Genomic DNA, 15,561 nt, shown 5'->3' with positions numbered 1-15,561 from the left:
GATGAAAATAACCTTTCACACAGACTTGTGAATTTTTGTGCGATACCAACAGCGATGAATACCTTATGGGGACTTAGTCATAAAATCGCCAGCGAGATGGGCATCTTCGCTGGCGAGGGCCATCGAGTTATTTGTGTTGTGAATCGTTAAATCTCTTGAGCGTGGGCTAAAACAAAATCTTCAGCTTCTTTCGACCATAGCCCGTCAGTTTTATGCAAAATGGTTTGCAGTTCCTGTAATAACGGCAAATCTTGTGGCTGGCTCATTAGTTCACTTAATGATGTCAGCGGTATATTTTTTCCGGTATAAACCAACTTTTTACCTCCAATGATTTTCGGTAAGTTCAATGTGGTTTCCGCCGCATCATTGAGTCCCAAAATATGGGAAACCACTTTCCCGGCATTGACTTTCTTTTCTTCAATTAACTTCACCGCTTCTCGCATGTCATCAGTATTCCCTCCAGAAGTACCGACATAATGGGTAAAGGAATAATGGATATCGTAGAAATTAACCGATGCCATAAAATTCTTATCCTGCGGTCCAGCAAAGAAATTAAAGCAGCCATCCGGCGCTAGTAAGCTGGAAGCTAGGGTCACTAATTCTGCTGAAGGTACGAAAACAAAGATATCGTCATAACCTTTACCCTCGGTCAGTGCCAATAAACGTTCGAATTGATCGTCAGTTTGTTGGGTATTGAGATAATGTACTTGAGTTTGTGGCTCGCTCGGATAAAGGCGTGCAGCATAATCCAGTTTTTGCTGGTGACGGTCGGTTATGACTAATAAGGCCGGATTAATGGGGCCGTGCAGAGCGTAATCAATGGCCAATAATCCCATCGGGCCAGTGCCACCAAGAATTAACACCTTACCACTGGGTTTAATCCCCATTTTATGCTGATAAGTGCCGGGAACCAGATGGTAGTTGGCATTAAACGCGCCGATAACACAAGACAGCGGTTCGACCAGCGACCCTTCGAAATAGCTTTCGCCTTGATAAGGCAGCAGACAATCTTGCTCCATCACTTCATTAGGGATAACGACGTGGGTCGCTTCTCCCCCGACATAAGGGAAGGAATATCCAGGGCAGTCAGGGCGGTCAGGTAATTGCAAATTAGCCTGAATGACATAACGGCTACCGGGTTTGAATTTGTGCTGCCATTTCTTACCGACTTGCAGAATATCACCGCAAAATTCATGACCAATAATAATCGGATTTTCCGCTACGTTATCGGGTACCTTTTTATGGTCGGCACCTAGATTGGCTTCTTTCCACGAAGAGAGGCAAATACTGTCAGTGACGACGGTGGCCAGTATTTCATCGTCGCCGATTTCCGGTAAGGTAAAACTTTCTAGGCGAAGATCATTTTTGCCATATAAACGTAGTGCTTTTGTTTTCATGTGGAACCACCTCAATTTTTGATAAATATAAAAACAGCAGGTCGAATAAAAATCCCCGGGCATTAATCAAGCCAGAATGCCAAGCCAGGCGCCTACAATTCCGAGGCCAAACAGGGAGAAGATGAGCCAAATAGGATTAATTTTTCGTTTGAGTAAACGCATCATTAACAGAGTCAGTGCGAGAGCCAGCAGACCGGGGCAAAGTTGATCAAGTATGTTTTGCACCGTCATGGTCACTGTTGCGCCGTCGTGGCCCGGTGTTTTCGATATCACTAGCGGCACGTTGATGCTGGTCCACTTGGTGACCAAAACCCCCATGATAAACAAGCCCAGAATTGAGGCACCCTCAGTCAGTTTTTGCAGTAAGTTGCCGCCGAGATCTTTGACGATATTGATCCCCTTGACGAAGCCGTATTGCAGGCCAAACCATTTCAGTGCCAGACGGACGGAGTTAAATGACAGGAAGAACAGAATTGGCCCCAGCACATTGCCATTCAGTGCGAGTGATGCACCCAAGGCGGCGGTGATTGGGCGCAGAGTTCCCCAAATCAGTGGGTCACCGACCCCAGCCAATGGCCCCATCAACCCAACTTTCAGACTATTGATCGCGCCTTCATCGATATCCGCGCCATTAGCGCGAGCCTCTTCCATTGCGGCTGTAACACCGATGACAGGGCCGCAAACCGCCGGGGTAGTATTGAAGAACACGAGGTGACGTTTTAAGGCGGCAATTTGATCTTCTTTCAGCGGATATAAGCGCTTGATTGCGGGCACCATGTCATAACAGAAGCCCAGACCGTGGATGCGTTCATAGTTAAAAGAAGCCTGCTGTAAGTTACTGCGTAAAAACATTTTAAACAGATCAGACCGGGTTAATTGTTTGTTTAATGTGGTCATATCGGCGTCTCCTAATCTTCTAATTCATCGAGTTTGGCTTGGCTGGCCTGCACAACAGGGGCCGCTGGTTTCTGATAAAGTGGGTTTAACTGGATATACAGCAGAGCAATAATCAGGCCGATGCCGCCGAAGGCGAGCAGGCTGAAACCGAGGTAGCCCCCGACAATAAAACCGAGGAAGAAGAAAGGCATCAGGTACTTCACGCCCATCATGTTGAGCACCATGGCGTAACCCACCACCACGATAAATCCACCGGCAATTTGCAACCCATGGGTGACAACGGTAGGAATGGCACTGAGCATATGGCTGACGGTATCGGCGCTGACAAAAATGGAGACAATCAATACCGGTATGGCGACACGCAAGGCCTGGACCAGTAATGCCGAGACATGCATTAAATCGATCATGGCAAAATTGGCTTTTTCTGCGTACTTATCTGCTGCATGTTGGAAAACGACGGTGATAGTGCGGGCAAAGACGGTCAGTACTTGACCCGCAGCCGCGACGGGGAGGGCAATGGCAATCCCTGTCGCAATATTTTGATGGCCGACAATGACCAGAATAGTCGAAATAATACTGGCGAGTGCGGAGTCGGGGGATTGTGCCGCTCCCACGTTCATCCAGCCCAAAGCGATTAACTCCAGCGTACCGCCAAGAATAACGCCAGTGGTCATATCACCAAGAATGAGGCCGGTGATGGTACAGGCAATTAACGGCCGATGAGTTTGGAACTCATCTAGCACACTGCCAATACCGGCAATACAGGCGAAAATAAATATCAAGATTATCTGTACTAAACTTATTTCCATGGTGGACCCCTTTGGACAATAGAGAGCCTCTCGAGTTATTCGAGATAAAAACGGCTTTTTGTCCAGATTAAGTAATCGGATTTAAATGTTTAATAAAGCTTGGGTTATTATTTATTTATTTATCAAGTTAGGTATCGTTATTTAGATTCCAGCTCGCGTAATTTTTTAATCACATCCACTTGTGGATCGGAAGTGACCACCCGTAAATCTAAATGAACGCCACGTTCACCTAATGCATAAAAAGCATTAATATCATTCTGATCAACCGAAACTGCTTTGGTTAATTGTGTTTTTCCTTGTTTAAATGCCATGCCGCCAATATTAATAACATTGATTTTTACGCCTTGCTCTACCAGTCGTAAAACATCAGTAGGGTTGGTAAATAAATAAAACACGGTGTCATTGGCATAATTAGGGTTGTGATAAACAGCCACCGCCTTCTCGATATTAACAACATTCACTTTAATTCCCGGCGGTGCGGCTTGTTTTAATAATGTTTTGCGAATTTCATCGTTATAGACTTCGTCGCTACAGATAATAATACGCCCGGCTTTCGCCTCTTTTGCCCATACCGTGGTGACCTGACCATGAATCAGCCGGTCGTCAATTCTTGCCAGATTGATTTTCATATAAAGTCGGCCTCTTCTTCACTGCACTGTTGATGACGGAATGACTGTACGCACTGCGTGCCAATGTCGAGTAAATGGTCCGCGAGTTCATCCACCGTCATGGTTTGTTGGTTATCGGCAATTTCCAGTGCCAGTGGTAGTGATAACCCGCTGATGACCTGAATATGATTGTCACCGAACGCCAAGCGTGCTGCGGCGTTATAAGGACTACCACCTTGTAAATCTACGGCAATTAGCCAAGTGTCATTTTTACTTTTTGCCATGACATTTTGCATTTTCTCCACCAGATTCTCGGCATTCTCACCCCGGTTAAATAATAACGGGGTAATATTTTGTGTTTCGCCATACACCATATTAACGGAGTTCAGCATTGAAACGGCCAAATCACCGTGAGCACAAAAAATAACATTAACCATTTTGCCTCCAGTTACCATATTCCCTGTCTATTTAAATTTGGATAATACTCAGCCACACATTGAAAAATGTGAATATGTAAACTTTCATTTAATATCAGGGGGAAATTGTTTTTTTATTAAAATAATTTCTCCCATATTTTATCTATTCATCGATCTTGACGTAGGATTTATGCCGTTATTTTAAGTATCTCCTCGGCGGTTTCTTTTGTTGTTACCAAACTATTAATATATTTTCCTTTGATGGCCCCAATGATCCCGCTGATTTTTTCGTGGGAGTGAGCAATACCAATGGAATAGCGAGCCTTTTTTATTTTGTCTAGTTGAATCGTAATAGTTTTATCCGAGATATAGGTTTCAACCGGATTGCCCTGCAAATCATAAAAGCGTGAGCAGATGTCGCCAGCCACTTGTCGGTCATTAAAGTGGTCAATCACATCACTGCCGTAAAAAGCTCGCCAGGTAGAATTGCCCGAAATATTCGGTGAACCAATACCGAAAATGGCAATGTCCAACCGCTGCCAATAGTCTGCAATGGCCTGATAATGCTGAGATTGTACGATACCATCACGGATGACGCTCTCTTCCAGAATGGCCGGAAAATCGATCAGCAGCGACTCACCTTTTAATTTCATGGCTGCACTGTAGACCAGTGTATTGACATGAAAGCGGCTTTCTAATTTTCCAGATGGGCCACCCACCATGGGGATGCAGGTCAGTTGACGCGATACCGCAGACGTGTCCATTTGCTCAACCAGTGCGGCAATAGCACTGCCCCAAGAGAAGCCCAGAATATCGCCATTCTCAATAATTCGATTAAGCAGCGCGCCGCATTGTTTAGCCATTAATATCAATTGATGTCCAGGCGATGAGTCTTGTTCTGACGAGACCACAATTGCTTCGCGTAATTTAAAGCGCGACTTCAACTGTTGTTCCAGCAACAAATTCTCGTTGTAGTTGTAGTTGATTGAAATAGTGACAATACCTTGCTCACGTACTTTTTTTAGCATTCGGCTGATACTGGTACGGTAAATTCCCAGCGCCCGCGCTATTTCTGCTTGTGTGAAATTTTGCTCGTAATACATTTGTGCAATTTTCACCATCAGGCGTAGGTCATCGTTCTTTTCCATTTCAACCTCTTGCACATTTGTGCAAATATCACTAAGTTATCTATGACTTGATATAATCACTTTCTATTTTTTAAGTCAAAAGTACGAAATAATGAATCCTATCGTTATATTGCAATAATCATCTAATCTCCTCGTTGTAATTAACTTCAGATATCGCACAAATGTGCACAAATCTTTAATGATTTGATTTTTATTAAATAAATAGAAAAAGGATTTTTGTGTCAGCCCACTTTATTCTGGACAGATTTTGGATTTCGATCACATTTTTATTTTGCGCGATATGGTTGGTTTTGCACATATGTGCAGAAGTGCCGTGCTATAGATAACCCCAGCCCTATTTGGCCGGGAGTTATCAGATGATGGAGGTTAATTCAGGAGTGGTTTGTAGTGATGAGGTTGGCGCATGGTGACCAGATCTTTACGGCGAACCACATTCGTGGGATAAGGGCTGCCTATCAGAGAGCGGGTATCAATGGTTTGCGTCACTGTTTGTGTGTCTTGCCATAGCAACTGCTCTTGTCGTGGGAAGGTGAAGGTTTCTGGCCCGAATATGCCGCTGTATCCACCCAGCTCATGAGTGCTATCGACAGCATTGGCAAAGGCCAGATACAGATTATTTTCCCCCGCACGGGTTCTGAATAGGTGCCAATGAAGCGGGTCGGCTCCTGTAGGAATGGGGTAATTTTGCATAACAGCACTGCCCTGATGTGCCGCAGTAAACCCCATAGGAAGCGCAGCAGAACAGGCAATAATATCGCATCCCATCAGTGCCAGAATGCGTGCTGATTCTGGCAGCAAAGCATCATGACCGGACAGTAGACCCACTCGGCCCAGTGCCGTATCAAACACTCCCCATTGCTCCCCTGCGCTGGCCCACCGCTGTTGTGCTTGGGAGAGATGTATTTGCCGATAGCGGCCAATGATACCCTCTGGACCAAACAGAACTTGAGTGTGATAGTTTTTATCCTGCTGTTTCTCAGCCATGCCTACCACCAGATACACCCGTAGTTTTATGGCCAGACGGGTTAATGCCTGTATGGCAGGGCTTTCCAGTGTTTGGGCATGAGTCGCACCCGCGAGATAACCGGTCAGGGCTAATTCAGGGAACACGATAAATTCACTACCCTGCTGAAGAACGGCTTCTTCTGTCATGGTCGTTATGATTGCCAGATTCTCTTCCACTCGCTCAGTGGAGGAGAATTGCGCGACAGTCACACGGCTCTGCTTGCCCAGCGGTAATGGTTGTTGCCCGTAAAGCCCAAAGAAATCTTGGGGATTCCATAAAAAACTGTCGCTCAAGAGTGAATGATAATAATCAGGTCGGCGTTGCCCAAATACTGGCTCCCCCAGCACCTGACGTTGTCGGCTACGACTGATATCAATCTCGGCATAGGCCACGCCATTCCCGTCATCGACGACGGCAGCAATGTTGCCATCAGGTTCAATAATGCAACTGCCGCCACTAAATTGGACTCCTCGCTCTAGCCCCCAGCGGTTACTTTCCAAGAGGTAACAGCCATTTTCCATTGCCCGGCTGATCCAGTAAGGGGCGGGCGTACGCTCGGCCAGCCAGTTGCTGATGTGACAAATGACATCTACGCCATTCAGCGCCAGTAAGCGAGCAGTTTCGGGGAAGTGAATATCCATACAAACCAGCATGCCAATACGCCCCAGTGGGGTATCAAAAACCTGGTGTCCAACATCACCAGCAGCAGCCCATTTGGGTTCCGAGATATAAGGATGACTTTTACGATGGCAGCCAATCACACCCTGTGGCCCGATTAATACGGCACTGTTGTAATAGAGAGCCGTTTGCGGGTCGACTTCTGGCATCCCCAACACGATATAACATTGATACCGTTGCGCCAGTTCAGCAAAACGTGCAGTACTGTCACCGGGGACCGTTTCTACCATAGGCGCGATTTCTTGCCGGTCAAACCAGCAGTAACCCGTTGTGGCCATTTCTGGTGTTGTAATCAGGCGCGCTCCTTTTTGTGCGGCCTGCTCAACTAAGGTCAATAACTGACGCACATTGGCTTCTTTGGCAAACATCAAGGGTTCAAACTGGACTGCGGCGGCAAGATAGGGGGCTATTGACATGATTATCCTCACAAATAATGAATGTTATGCTCGACGCGTTCTGGGCAATCAAAATTCAGCTTTTCCGGCTATTGGCCACTGTTGGCGTTGTCCAAGAAAAAATGTCATTGGCTTGAATCAATGCACATGAAATTTCTTCGACGGTAATGCGTTTATCCATGGCCTGGTGGCGCAAGATCTCATAGGCCTGCTCTTCGCCAATATTGTGCATCCGCATTAGAATGGCTTTGGCTTCACTGACCTGGCGGATACCCAGGACTTTTTTTTCCAGCCGCTCAATTTGGGCGCTCATCTGCCGCTGCTGTTGGGCATGATGCAAAGCAAGCACCATGGCTGATAGCAAACCGGAGGCTCTAATGGGTGTGGTGATAGTGCTACCGGCCCCCATGTTGAGGGCCTGATCAATAAATGTCGGGTTCTCATAAGCAATCACGGCTATCAGGGCATGCTTATGGTGGTCGAGCCAAGACACATCTGGCTCGGGGTTATCTGACTGTAATGCATAGAAAATCAGGTCAGTATCTGCGGGCAGTTGTTCGGGGATCGGCCAGAAAGCCTGAACTTTAAAGCCCATGCGGCGTAAATGATTCGTGAGGGTTTCACCGTCTTCATCATCGGGGTGTAGCACTACGCAGCGGATCCCCCGGCTGAGTAACAGTGCCGTCGCACTGATTCGGCTATCGCTAGGTCGCATGTGGATACCCCACTGTCGTGAGTTTGGTAACCCAATCACCCTGTATCTGATTCGTCATGTAAGGGTCGGGTTCGACGATACGGCGTGACTCCTGCACGATGGTAAATTGCCCCCGTTCATTGGCCATACCTATGCGTGGATATAACCCGGTATGCTGATTCAGTGGGTCGATACGAATACGGCCTTGTGGCGCATCAAACTGGCTGCCACGCAGGGCAGCGGACAGTGGATAAATGTGGTCACTGCCGCATTCAGCCATGGCTTTAGCAAACAAATGCACTTGGCTGTAAGTGGCCTCCCAATTCATATCCGTGGTGAATTCCGACCCAAATTGTTGGTGGAATTGCTTGAGTGCCGACTGATTCGTTTTGCTGGCAATGCTTTGGAAATAGGGCGCTGAACTGAAATGGCCCTGCGCCACTTCTGCTCCCATAATGGCAATTTCAGTTTCTGATGTATTCAGGCTGCCAATCGGCATACGGGCGGGATCTAAGCCTGCAGCTCGATAAGCTTGATATAAAAAGGGCACGGTTTGCCCGACCACGGTACTGAAAATAAAGTCTGGCTGCTTTTTCGCGATCTCCTCAATGATGGGGAGGAAAGCTTCATAAGGTGCATTCAGGTCAAGATAGCGCTCGCCAATCACTGCGCCATCGTGGCGTTGCAGAATCAGCTCCTGCATATTGCGATTACATTCGTATGGATAAATGTAGCGAGAACCAATGAGATATACCCGCGCACCAAACTGACCAGTGAGATAGTCGGCCAACTGCACGCAGTTTTGGTTGGGGGCAGCCCCCCCATAGAAAATGTTCTCCGAAAACTCAAAACCTTCATACAGTTGTGAATAGAACAGCAATCGTCGATATTTTTCTACTATCGGTGACATGGCTTTGCGGCTACTTGAGGTGTAGCCACCAAAAATCACATTGACTTCATGTTCTACAATCAATTGCTCTGCCAGTGCACGAAACAGAGTGTCGTCAGATTGTGGATCAAAATGGATAGCATTCAGTAACCTACCGTTGACGCCACCATGTTGGTTAATTTCAGCAATGGCTTGTGTCGCCCCGCGCCATTGCGACAGTTCTTGTGCCGCAGTCACGCCACTGAAGGAGTACAGTAAGCCAATATTGATGGGTGTATCTGAACTCATATGCACCTGCTTATGCCCGTTAGAAATGGCGATTGAGCGAACGCGAAAAATACCCCGGTCTGCACCGGGGGCAAGGATTATTGCGCTAACAGTTCTTTATTCAGCATGGCGCCGACGGTGTATTTCGGGTCAACCATATTACCCAATCGCACTTTGCCGCATTGGCTCAGTAGCATGTAAGCATCCCATTGCTCGAAGCCAAAATCGGCCACCAGCCAGTAAATCAGGTCACGGTAAGCAATGCGGGTGGCATCCTCTAATGGGCGTGCGCTGCCGATGCTCATGATGGTTTCTGCGTTTTCCATTCGTGGCCAAGAGAGCTGCCAGTTCTTAATCAAATCCACCTTGATAGTGGTTATCGAAGCAAACTCCACCGCAGTACCACAGATTTCCCCATCCCCTTGGCAGGCGTGGGCATCACCAATAAACAGGCGTCCACCAGGGGCGCGTACCGGCAGATAGGTAATACTTCCCGGCCCGATATCCGGCACATCCATATTCCCGCCATGATTATCCGGTGTCAGTGAATTGATTGAGTCAATTTCTGGCGAGACACTCAGCGTGCCAATATGGGGTTTGTAAGGCAGAGTATGGCGCTCGCTCCAATAGACTTTTTCGCTATCGAGCTTAATCATGCGTACTTTTTCTGGCAGTGGATCATTTAGCATGGCGGTCAAGTCTGTTCCGGTCAGCCCACCAAAATGGGGGATCATGGCGCAGATACCGTGCGGATTAACACCTCGCGGCAGCATGGATTCGATATAAACCGCAATCACATCTCCTTTCTCTGCACCATTAATCATGATGGGGCCATTCTGTGGATTGAGAAACGGCATTTTTAGCAGTTGGCTCGGAATATCTTGTTCTGAATTGATAGCTCCTTCGAACGCATCGCGAGTGTCTACAATAACGCGGTCTCCGGGTTCAATGGTCAGCACCGGGGTTGAGTAAGGGCCGATGGTGTAGTGGAACTCTTTTTGCATCTCTTCCGTCAGATGGTGGGTTACTGGTTTACGTCCGGCACCCACACCACGTTTGACCATGATTGATTCTTCCAGCCATTTCATTAGCAATTCTCCATATCGTAAGGGTATCTGCGTCGTCGCGATGTCTGGCTACAGAGCCAGATGGCGGCGCATTAAAAGATCATCAGAAAGCTGTTGTTGAGTCAGGGTCTCTACCACTTGGCCCTTGTCCATTACGCTGCAACGCTGTGCTGCACGTTGAATCATGGCGATATCCTGCTCTACCAGAATCACCGCGACATGCAGTTCGCGAGCAATTCGCACCAAGGTATCGGCGATAATGTTGACGATTGAGGGCTGGACACCTTCAGAAGGTTCATCCAGCAGTAGCACTTTGGGCGATCCCACTAAGGCTCTGGCGATAGCCAGCTGTTGTTGCTCGCCACCACTCATGGTGCCGGCTTTTTGTTTGAGTCTTTGGCGCAAAATCGGGAAGTAATCCAACACCCGCTCAAGTAAGTCTTTGGCGAACTCGCGGTGTTCGCGTACAAACTGCATTCCAACTTGTAGATTCTCGGCTACGGTCAAACCCGCGAACACTTCACGTCCTTGCGGCACATAGCCAATCCCGAGGCGAGCACGGCGCTGCGGTGATGCATGTGTGATGTCGATTTCACCGAGCAAAATACGGCCTTGTTTGGCTGGCACGGCACCGATTAAGGTGCGCATCAGGGTGGTTTTGCCTACACCATTTCGGCCAATCAGCCCCAAAACCTCCGCCGCATGCAGTTGTAATGTGACGCCATTGAGCACTTGCCCGCCGCCGTAGCCGCCTGTCAGGCCCTCTATTTGTAAAACCACGCTATTCATACTGCTTTCCCCAAATAGATATCCGCCACATCCTCGCGCGCCAGCACTTCGGTGGCGTTGCCATCAGCAAAAACATGCCCGCCATGGAGTACCGTGACTTGTGAGGCAATCTGCCGCACGAATGTCATGTCGTGTTCCACTACCATCAGTGTCAGGCCATCGCTTTGCATCTGTTTGATTAGCTCGCCGGTGAGATAGGTTTCGTCGATAGATAAACCGGCTACTGGCTCATCAAGCATCAGTAGGGTGGGGCGAAGTGACACTGCCATGGCAATTTCCAGCCACTGTTTCTTACCGTGAGACAAATTACCTGCAAGTTGGTGGTATTCCGTGGTGAGCTTAAAGCGCTCTAATAGCTCATCGACACTGGCCGCCTGCGAACGAACTTCAGGGCGTAAATGGCTGAGTGACAGTTGTAAATGCTGCTCAACAGTCAGTTCTGGAAAGATACCGGGGATCTGAAATTTAATACTCATGCCCATCCGAATACGCTGGAAAGGGGCTAAGGTATTCAGCCGTTGATTGAAGAAACGGATCTCTCCATCGCTGGGAGTATGTTCACCCGTGAGTAACTTGAAAAAAGTACTTTTACCGGCGCCATTGGGGCCAATGACACAGCGCACTTCGCCTCGACGAATTTGCAAATCCACTTGATTGATAACCTGAATGCCACCAAAGCGCTTGCTTAGCCCACGGGTTTCAAGGATCAAATCCTCTGAATGCTGATTCATAGCGATTCTCCTCGCTTCTGGCGTGCCGCTGCCAGACGGGTGATTTTCTCCGCCAGCCATGGCAATAAACCATTAGGTGCAGCCAGCACGACAAACAGCAGAACGGCTCCGAGTAAAATCATGGCGTATTCGCTACCATAGATAGCCAACCATTGGGATAACCACACCAGCAAAGCGGTGATAACCACGGTGCCAAAAATATTTTTACGCCCGGCGGTTGCCACCCAGATAACCGGCATTGCTGCTGCGGTTAGCCCCATGGAGGAGGGGGTGATGTAAGAGCCCCATAGGGTATAAAGTGCGCCGGATAACCCGGAGAGCACACCGCCGAGCACGAACACCAGTAATTGGTAGCGGCGTATATCTATACCGAGCATTTCCGCCCGACGCGGGTTCTCACGAATAGAGGCCAGCGTCAGACCAAAATTAGAGCGCAAGAGCCGCCGCACACCCCAATAGACCCCGGCCAGTAGCACGATAATTAGGTAATAAAATGCATTGCCTTCCAGCGTCAGCAGCTCACCATCAAACCAAGGGAGAGAGAGTGGTGGCATTCCTGACATGCCATTAAAACCATTTAGCCGCGCGCTGCCGATAGCCCACTGTGGGCCTGCGGTTTGCGACATAAAGGTTTCCAGCACCAGAGTGAAAGATAAGGTCACAATGCCGATGAAAATGCCGGTGACCCCGCCGTAAAACATCAAATAGCCCAGTGCGGCGGCGACGGCAGCAGCGACCAGCAGCGCCATTATCAAGCCAGACCAAGTGGAGAGCACCCCATCACCAAAGTTCAGAGTCATCACCCCGTAGGTATAACCAGCAAGGCCGAAGAACGCGGTCTGGCCGAAAGATAAAATGCCCCCATGCCCCCACATTGCTGCTAACCCGATAGCGCAGAATGTCCATAACAAGAAATAGGAGAAATCGCCGATCATAGCGCTATCGACCACCAACGGCAGAGCCAGTGCGCCCACGAGCACCAAAAGCGCTACCCGCCGAGTGGTGGACTGCGGGTGTTTTTTGGCACTCGCTGTCGATACATTAAGAGAAGTTATTGTCACATGCGGCTCCTAGCGATTACGGGTAAACAGGCTGCCAACCCCGTTGGGGAGTAAGCGGATAACCAGTACGGCGGTGACCAGCAAGCCGATTTGCCCAGCCAGTTGTCCATACCAAGAGTTCAACCCGGTTTGTATTGCACCCAAGGCAATGGCTGCAGGAATGGTGCCAACCAGAACATTTGCGCCACCAACAACTACAGAAACAAAGGCTTGCACAATAAAGCTGCTGCCCATGGTGGGGACGGCGGTCAATGTTGGGGCATAAATGGCTCCCGCCAGCCCTGCCAACCCAGCGCCCAGTGCAAATGTCAGTGTATAAATGCGATCCGTTTCCAAGCCCAGACAGGATGCCATGCGGGCATTTTGAATTGTGGCTCTGGCGCAGACACCATAATTGGTGTGGAAAAACAGCCAGTAGAGCACCATTAAAATGGCAATCGCGAAGAAGGGCAGGAGTGCTCGGTAGGTGGCAAAAGAGTATTCGCCGAGGGTAAAAGAGCCGAAAGGTGTCGACAGCCCCTCCAGTGATGGGCCGGCTATCAACAGCATACTTTGCTGTACAATCAGGCTGATAGCCCAAGTCGCCACGACCGAATCATACAGACGGCCATAAAGATGACGCACCACCAAGCGCTCCACGACACCGCCGAAGAATGCGGCGGCCAATGTCCCGGCCAGCATGGCAAAAGGCAGTGGTAAACCTGCTTTATTCATCAGAATGGTGACGTAAGCCCCACACATAATGAATTCACCGTGTGCAAGATTTATCACGCCCATCATGCCAAAAATAACCGCCAGCCCCAGTGCAGCCAGCACCAGATAGGCGAAGTTATCGCCAAACTGATAAATCACCGAATAGAGAAAGGATAGCGTTAACATCGTTTGGCAATCCCGGGTGTCTTGATTGACACCATTAAAAATGGATAACACAGGGAAGGCCGCCACTGGCGGTCACTTCCCTACAAAGAAGCCAGATTTAGGCTTTTTTCGGTGGAGATGAGGGGGTGTATTGGCTGTTATCGGGTTTAACTGGCAAATTGCAGCCAGCTTCACCTAACCAATAAGGTTTGATATCACTCCACACTTTGGGGATCTCGATTGAGTGGTCATCTTTTACATGCGCCAGATAGATGGTGTGGCTCAGATGGTGGCTTTTAGGGTCGATACAGACTTTCCCTGAAGGGCCATCGGTACAGATATCGCCGCTTTCCAGTGATTTACGCACGGCATCCCTATCTGTGCTGCCAGCTTTCTCGACCGCGGCTTTGTACAGATAGACGGCATCGTAAGCATTGGCAGCTTCCTGATTAATGTATGGCTCGTCTGGGAATTTAGCGTGGAAACGCTGTTTAAAATCATTACTGGCTGGGCTGTCTACCTCTTCAATGTAGTTAGCCGTGATATACATATCTTTCAGTGCGGGCGCTTTGAAACGTTTGTGCTCATAAGCCTGACCGACATTGACCGAACTCCCCATTGGCAAGTTCAGTTTGGCTGCCGCTTGCTGCTCGTAATAGGAGGATTGGTTCGCACCGACGAGCAAGGTCATCACAAAGTCAGGTTTGGCTTTCTGGATGTTTTGAATGGTTTGACCGAATTGCGAAACACTCAGTGGGATAAACTCTTCGCCCACCATGGTACCGCCATTCTCTTCAACAATTTTGCGTACCCATTCAGCAGAGATTTGACCGAAGTTGTAGTCGGCGGCAATGGTGTAAACTTTTTTGCCGTACTTCTCCATCATCCACGGGATCAAGGTTGAGAACTGTTGTTCAGGGACAGCGCCAGTGACGAAGACATTAGAATCACACACGCCACCTTCATACTGATTGTTATACCAATAGAGCTGTTTTTCACGATCCATGATTGGGCGGATTGCTTCACGCGAGGCACTGGAAAAAGCCCCGAATATTACATCCACTTTGTCATTTTTAATTAAGCGCCGAGCCATTTGTTGAAAGCGGGTGTTATCGGATTGCGTATCGTATTTAACCAGCTCGATTGGGCGTCCGAGTATGCCGCCTTTGGCATTAATTTCTTCTACTGCCAGCTCTGTTGCATGAATCTTGGGAATAACCGGTAAAGCAAAATTCCCTGAGGCATCTTCCAATAAACCAATTTTTACCGGTTTTTCCGCTGCCGTCGCCATGCCTGAAGACGTCACGGCAAATGCCGCGGTCAACGCGATGGAGAGTGCGGTGGAATGACATTTTATTCTGGACCATTTTATTCTAGACATAAGTAAATACCCCTGGCATTGGTTAAAAAAGTGGGTCTGAAAAAAAGCCAAAAAAAAAGCCCAGCAAAGTCAGATGACATTTGCGAGGGCTCTATTGCCATAACCACAAGCCGACAACGTTGGCGTTCTTGCGGAGAAGTTAGGGTCACTATAAAAAGCATTTCTAGTGATTGTCAATGAAGAATTTTCAATAAAAATCAAATAGTAAAATTGAAAATCATTGCACTAAATTAGGGCTTTTCATTGCACGAAAATAGCTCATTTCTCTGACGCCAGACAGCAATGGCTAACACTTGATGATAAATAAAAAAGCGACAATTTATTGACGAAATAATTAAAAAGTAGCAGCCACAATCTTGTGGTGAGGTTAATAAATTGCACCAGAGAAGTGCTTAAAAATTATTCAGCACCAAAGGATGAAAAATGCAGAAATGAGAAAAGGTTTGTCCGATAACAGACCCCGGCGATGT

General features: G+C 48.2%; 15 protein-coding genes. All 15 read right to left on the bottom strand.

The window, feature by feature from the left end:
- Positions 1-146: 146 nt before the first annotated feature.
- Positions 147-1,397, bottom strand: coding sequence for a zinc-binding dehydrogenase (locus tag ACIOG0_RS17315; RefSeq protein WP_050100248.1), 1,251 nt, complete (start codon positions 1,395-1,397; stop codon positions 147-149).
- A gap of 66 nt (positions 1,398-1,463) precedes the next feature.
- Positions 1,464-2,294, bottom strand: a complete 831-nt coding sequence (locus ACIOG0_RS17310) for a PTS system mannose/fructose/sorbose family transporter subunit IID (RefSeq protein WP_050100246.1) — start codon at positions 2,292-2,294, stop codon at positions 1,464-1,466.
- 11 nt (positions 2,295-2,305) lie between these two features.
- A complete protein-coding gene (locus tag ACIOG0_RS17305; protein WP_050100245.1) occupies positions 2,306-3,103 on the bottom strand; it encodes a PTS mannose/fructose/sorbose transporter subunit IIC in 798 nt (265 codons plus the stop codon).
- A gap of 137 nt (positions 3,104-3,240) precedes the next feature.
- Entirely contained in the window at positions 3,241-3,732 is a 492-nt protein-coding gene (locus ACIOG0_RS17300; RefSeq protein WP_050140550.1) for a mannose/fructose/sorbose PTS transporter subunit IIB, read from the bottom strand.
- On the bottom strand, positions 3,729-4,148 hold the full coding sequence (locus ACIOG0_RS17295) for a mannose/fructose/sorbose PTS transporter subunit IIA (RefSeq protein WP_050140551.1): 420 nt from the start codon (positions 4,146-4,148) through the stop codon (positions 3,729-3,731). The genes ACIOG0_RS17300 and ACIOG0_RS17295 overlap by 4 nt, the downstream gene beginning before the upstream one ends.
- Before the next feature lie 167 nt (positions 4,149-4,315).
- Complete coding sequence (locus ACIOG0_RS17290) at positions 4,316-5,275, bottom strand: sugar-binding transcriptional regulator (RefSeq protein WP_050140553.1); 960 nt, start codon at positions 5,273-5,275, stop codon at positions 4,316-4,318.
- Between the two features lie 366 nt (positions 5,276-5,641).
- Positions 5,642-7,375 (bottom strand): nitrilase-related carbon-nitrogen hydrolase, encoded by a 1,734-nt coding sequence (locus ACIOG0_RS17285; RefSeq protein WP_128451255.1) that lies wholly within the window; start codon positions 7,373-7,375, stop codon positions 5,642-5,644.
- Between the two features lie 55 nt (positions 7,376-7,430).
- The gene (locus ACIOG0_RS17280; RefSeq protein ID WP_050100236.1) at positions 7,431-8,069 is read right to left on the bottom strand and encodes an ANTAR domain-containing response regulator; all 639 of its coding nucleotides are present in this window, start codon (positions 8,067-8,069) and stop codon (positions 7,431-7,433) included.
- Positions 8,059-9,225, bottom strand: coding sequence for a transporter substrate-binding domain-containing protein (locus ACIOG0_RS17275; RefSeq protein WP_128451254.1), 1,167 nt, complete (start codon positions 9,223-9,225; stop codon positions 8,059-8,061). Before ACIOG0_RS17275 ends, ACIOG0_RS17280 begins: the two co-directional genes overlap by 11 nt.
- A 77-nt stretch (positions 9,226-9,302) precedes the next feature.
- The gene (locus ACIOG0_RS17270; RefSeq protein ID WP_050100233.1) at positions 9,303-10,292 is read right to left on the bottom strand and encodes an acetamidase/formamidase family protein; all 990 of its coding nucleotides are present in this window, start codon (positions 10,290-10,292) and stop codon (positions 9,303-9,305) included.
- A 48-nt stretch (positions 10,293-10,340) separates the two neighbouring features.
- Entirely contained in the window at positions 10,341-11,060 is a 720-nt protein-coding gene (locus ACIOG0_RS17265; RefSeq protein WP_050100231.1) for an ABC transporter ATP-binding protein, read from the bottom strand.
- On the bottom strand, positions 11,057-11,791 hold the full coding sequence (locus ACIOG0_RS17260) for an ABC transporter ATP-binding protein (protein ID WP_050100229.1): 735 nt from the start codon (positions 11,789-11,791) through the stop codon (positions 11,057-11,059). The genes ACIOG0_RS17265 and ACIOG0_RS17260 overlap by 4 nt, the downstream gene beginning before the upstream one ends.
- Entirely contained in the window at positions 11,788-12,852 is a 1,065-nt protein-coding gene (locus ACIOG0_RS17255; RefSeq protein WP_050140559.1) for an ABC transporter permease subunit, read from the bottom strand. Before ACIOG0_RS17255 ends, ACIOG0_RS17260 begins: the two co-directional genes overlap by 4 nt.
- 9 nt (positions 12,853-12,861) lie before the next feature.
- A complete protein-coding gene (locus ACIOG0_RS17250; RefSeq protein ID WP_050100518.1) occupies positions 12,862-13,731 on the bottom strand; it encodes an ABC transporter permease subunit in 870 nt (289 codons plus the stop codon).
- A gap of 97 nt (positions 13,732-13,828) precedes the next feature.
- Positions 13,829-15,091 carry an urea ABC transporter substrate-binding protein gene (locus tag ACIOG0_RS17245; RefSeq protein ID WP_050100226.1) on the bottom strand — a complete coding sequence of 421 codons (1,263 nt, stop codon included), beginning with the start codon at positions 15,089-15,091 and terminating at the stop codon, positions 13,829-13,831.
- Positions 15,092-15,561: the final 470 nt, after the last annotated feature.

This window comes from Yersinia vastinensis, from assembly GCF_044905075.1.
GTDB classification, from domain to species: Bacteria; Pseudomonadota; Gammaproteobacteria; order Enterobacterales; family Enterobacteriaceae; genus Yersinia; species Yersinia vastinensis.
This window is presented reverse-complemented; position numbering and strand designations above follow the sequence as displayed.

Excerpts from the sequence above, each read along its gene's own strand:
- ACIOG0_RS17315 (WP_050100248.1), bottom strand. The coding sequence starts at position 1,397 with ATGAAAACAAAAGCACTACGTTTATATGGCAAAAATGATCTTCGCCTA.
- ACIOG0_RS17310 (WP_050100246.1), bottom strand. The coding sequence starts at position 2,294 with ATGACCACATTAAACAAACAATTAACCCGGTCTGATCTGTTTAAAATG.
- ACIOG0_RS17305 (WP_050100245.1), bottom strand. The coding sequence starts at position 3,103 with ATGGAAATAAGTTTAGTACAGATAATCTTGATATTTATTTTCGCCTGT.
- ACIOG0_RS17300 (WP_050140550.1), bottom strand. The coding sequence starts at position 3,732 with ATGAAAATCAATCTGGCAAGAATTGACGACCGGCTGATTCATGGTCAG.
- ACIOG0_RS17295 (WP_050140551.1), bottom strand. The coding sequence starts at position 4,148 with ATGGTTAATGTTATTTTTTGTGCTCACGGTGATTTGGCCGTTTCAATG.
- ACIOG0_RS17290 (WP_050140553.1), bottom strand. The coding sequence starts at position 5,275 with ATGGAAAAGAACGATGACCTACGCCTGATGGTGAAAATTGCACAAATG.
- ACIOG0_RS17285 (WP_128451255.1), bottom strand. The coding sequence starts at position 7,375 with ATGTCAATAGCCCCCTATCTTGCCGCCGCAGTCCAGTTTGAACCCTTG.
- ACIOG0_RS17280 (WP_050100236.1), bottom strand. The coding sequence starts at position 8,069 with ATGCGACCTAGCGATAGCCGAATCAGTGCGACGGCACTGTTACTCAGC.
- ACIOG0_RS17275 (WP_128451254.1), bottom strand. The coding sequence starts at position 9,225 with ATGAGTTCAGATACACCCATCAATATTGGCTTACTGTACTCCTTCAGT.
- ACIOG0_RS17270 (WP_050100233.1), bottom strand. The coding sequence starts at position 10,292 with ATGAAATGGCTGGAAGAATCAATCATGGTCAAACGTGGTGTGGGTGCC.
- ACIOG0_RS17265 (WP_050100231.1), bottom strand. The coding sequence starts at position 11,060 with ATGAATAGCGTGGTTTTACAAATAGAGGGCCTGACAGGCGGCTACGGC.
- ACIOG0_RS17260 (WP_050100229.1), bottom strand. The coding sequence starts at position 11,791 with ATGAATCAGCATTCAGAGGATTTGATCCTTGAAACCCGTGGGCTAAGC.
- ACIOG0_RS17250 (WP_050100518.1), bottom strand. The coding sequence starts at position 13,731 with ATGTTAACGCTATCCTTTCTCTATTCGGTGATTTATCAGTTTGGCGAT.
- ACIOG0_RS17245 (WP_050100226.1), bottom strand. The coding sequence starts at position 15,091 with ATGTCTAGAATAAAATGGTCCAGAATAAAATGTCATTCCACCGCACTC.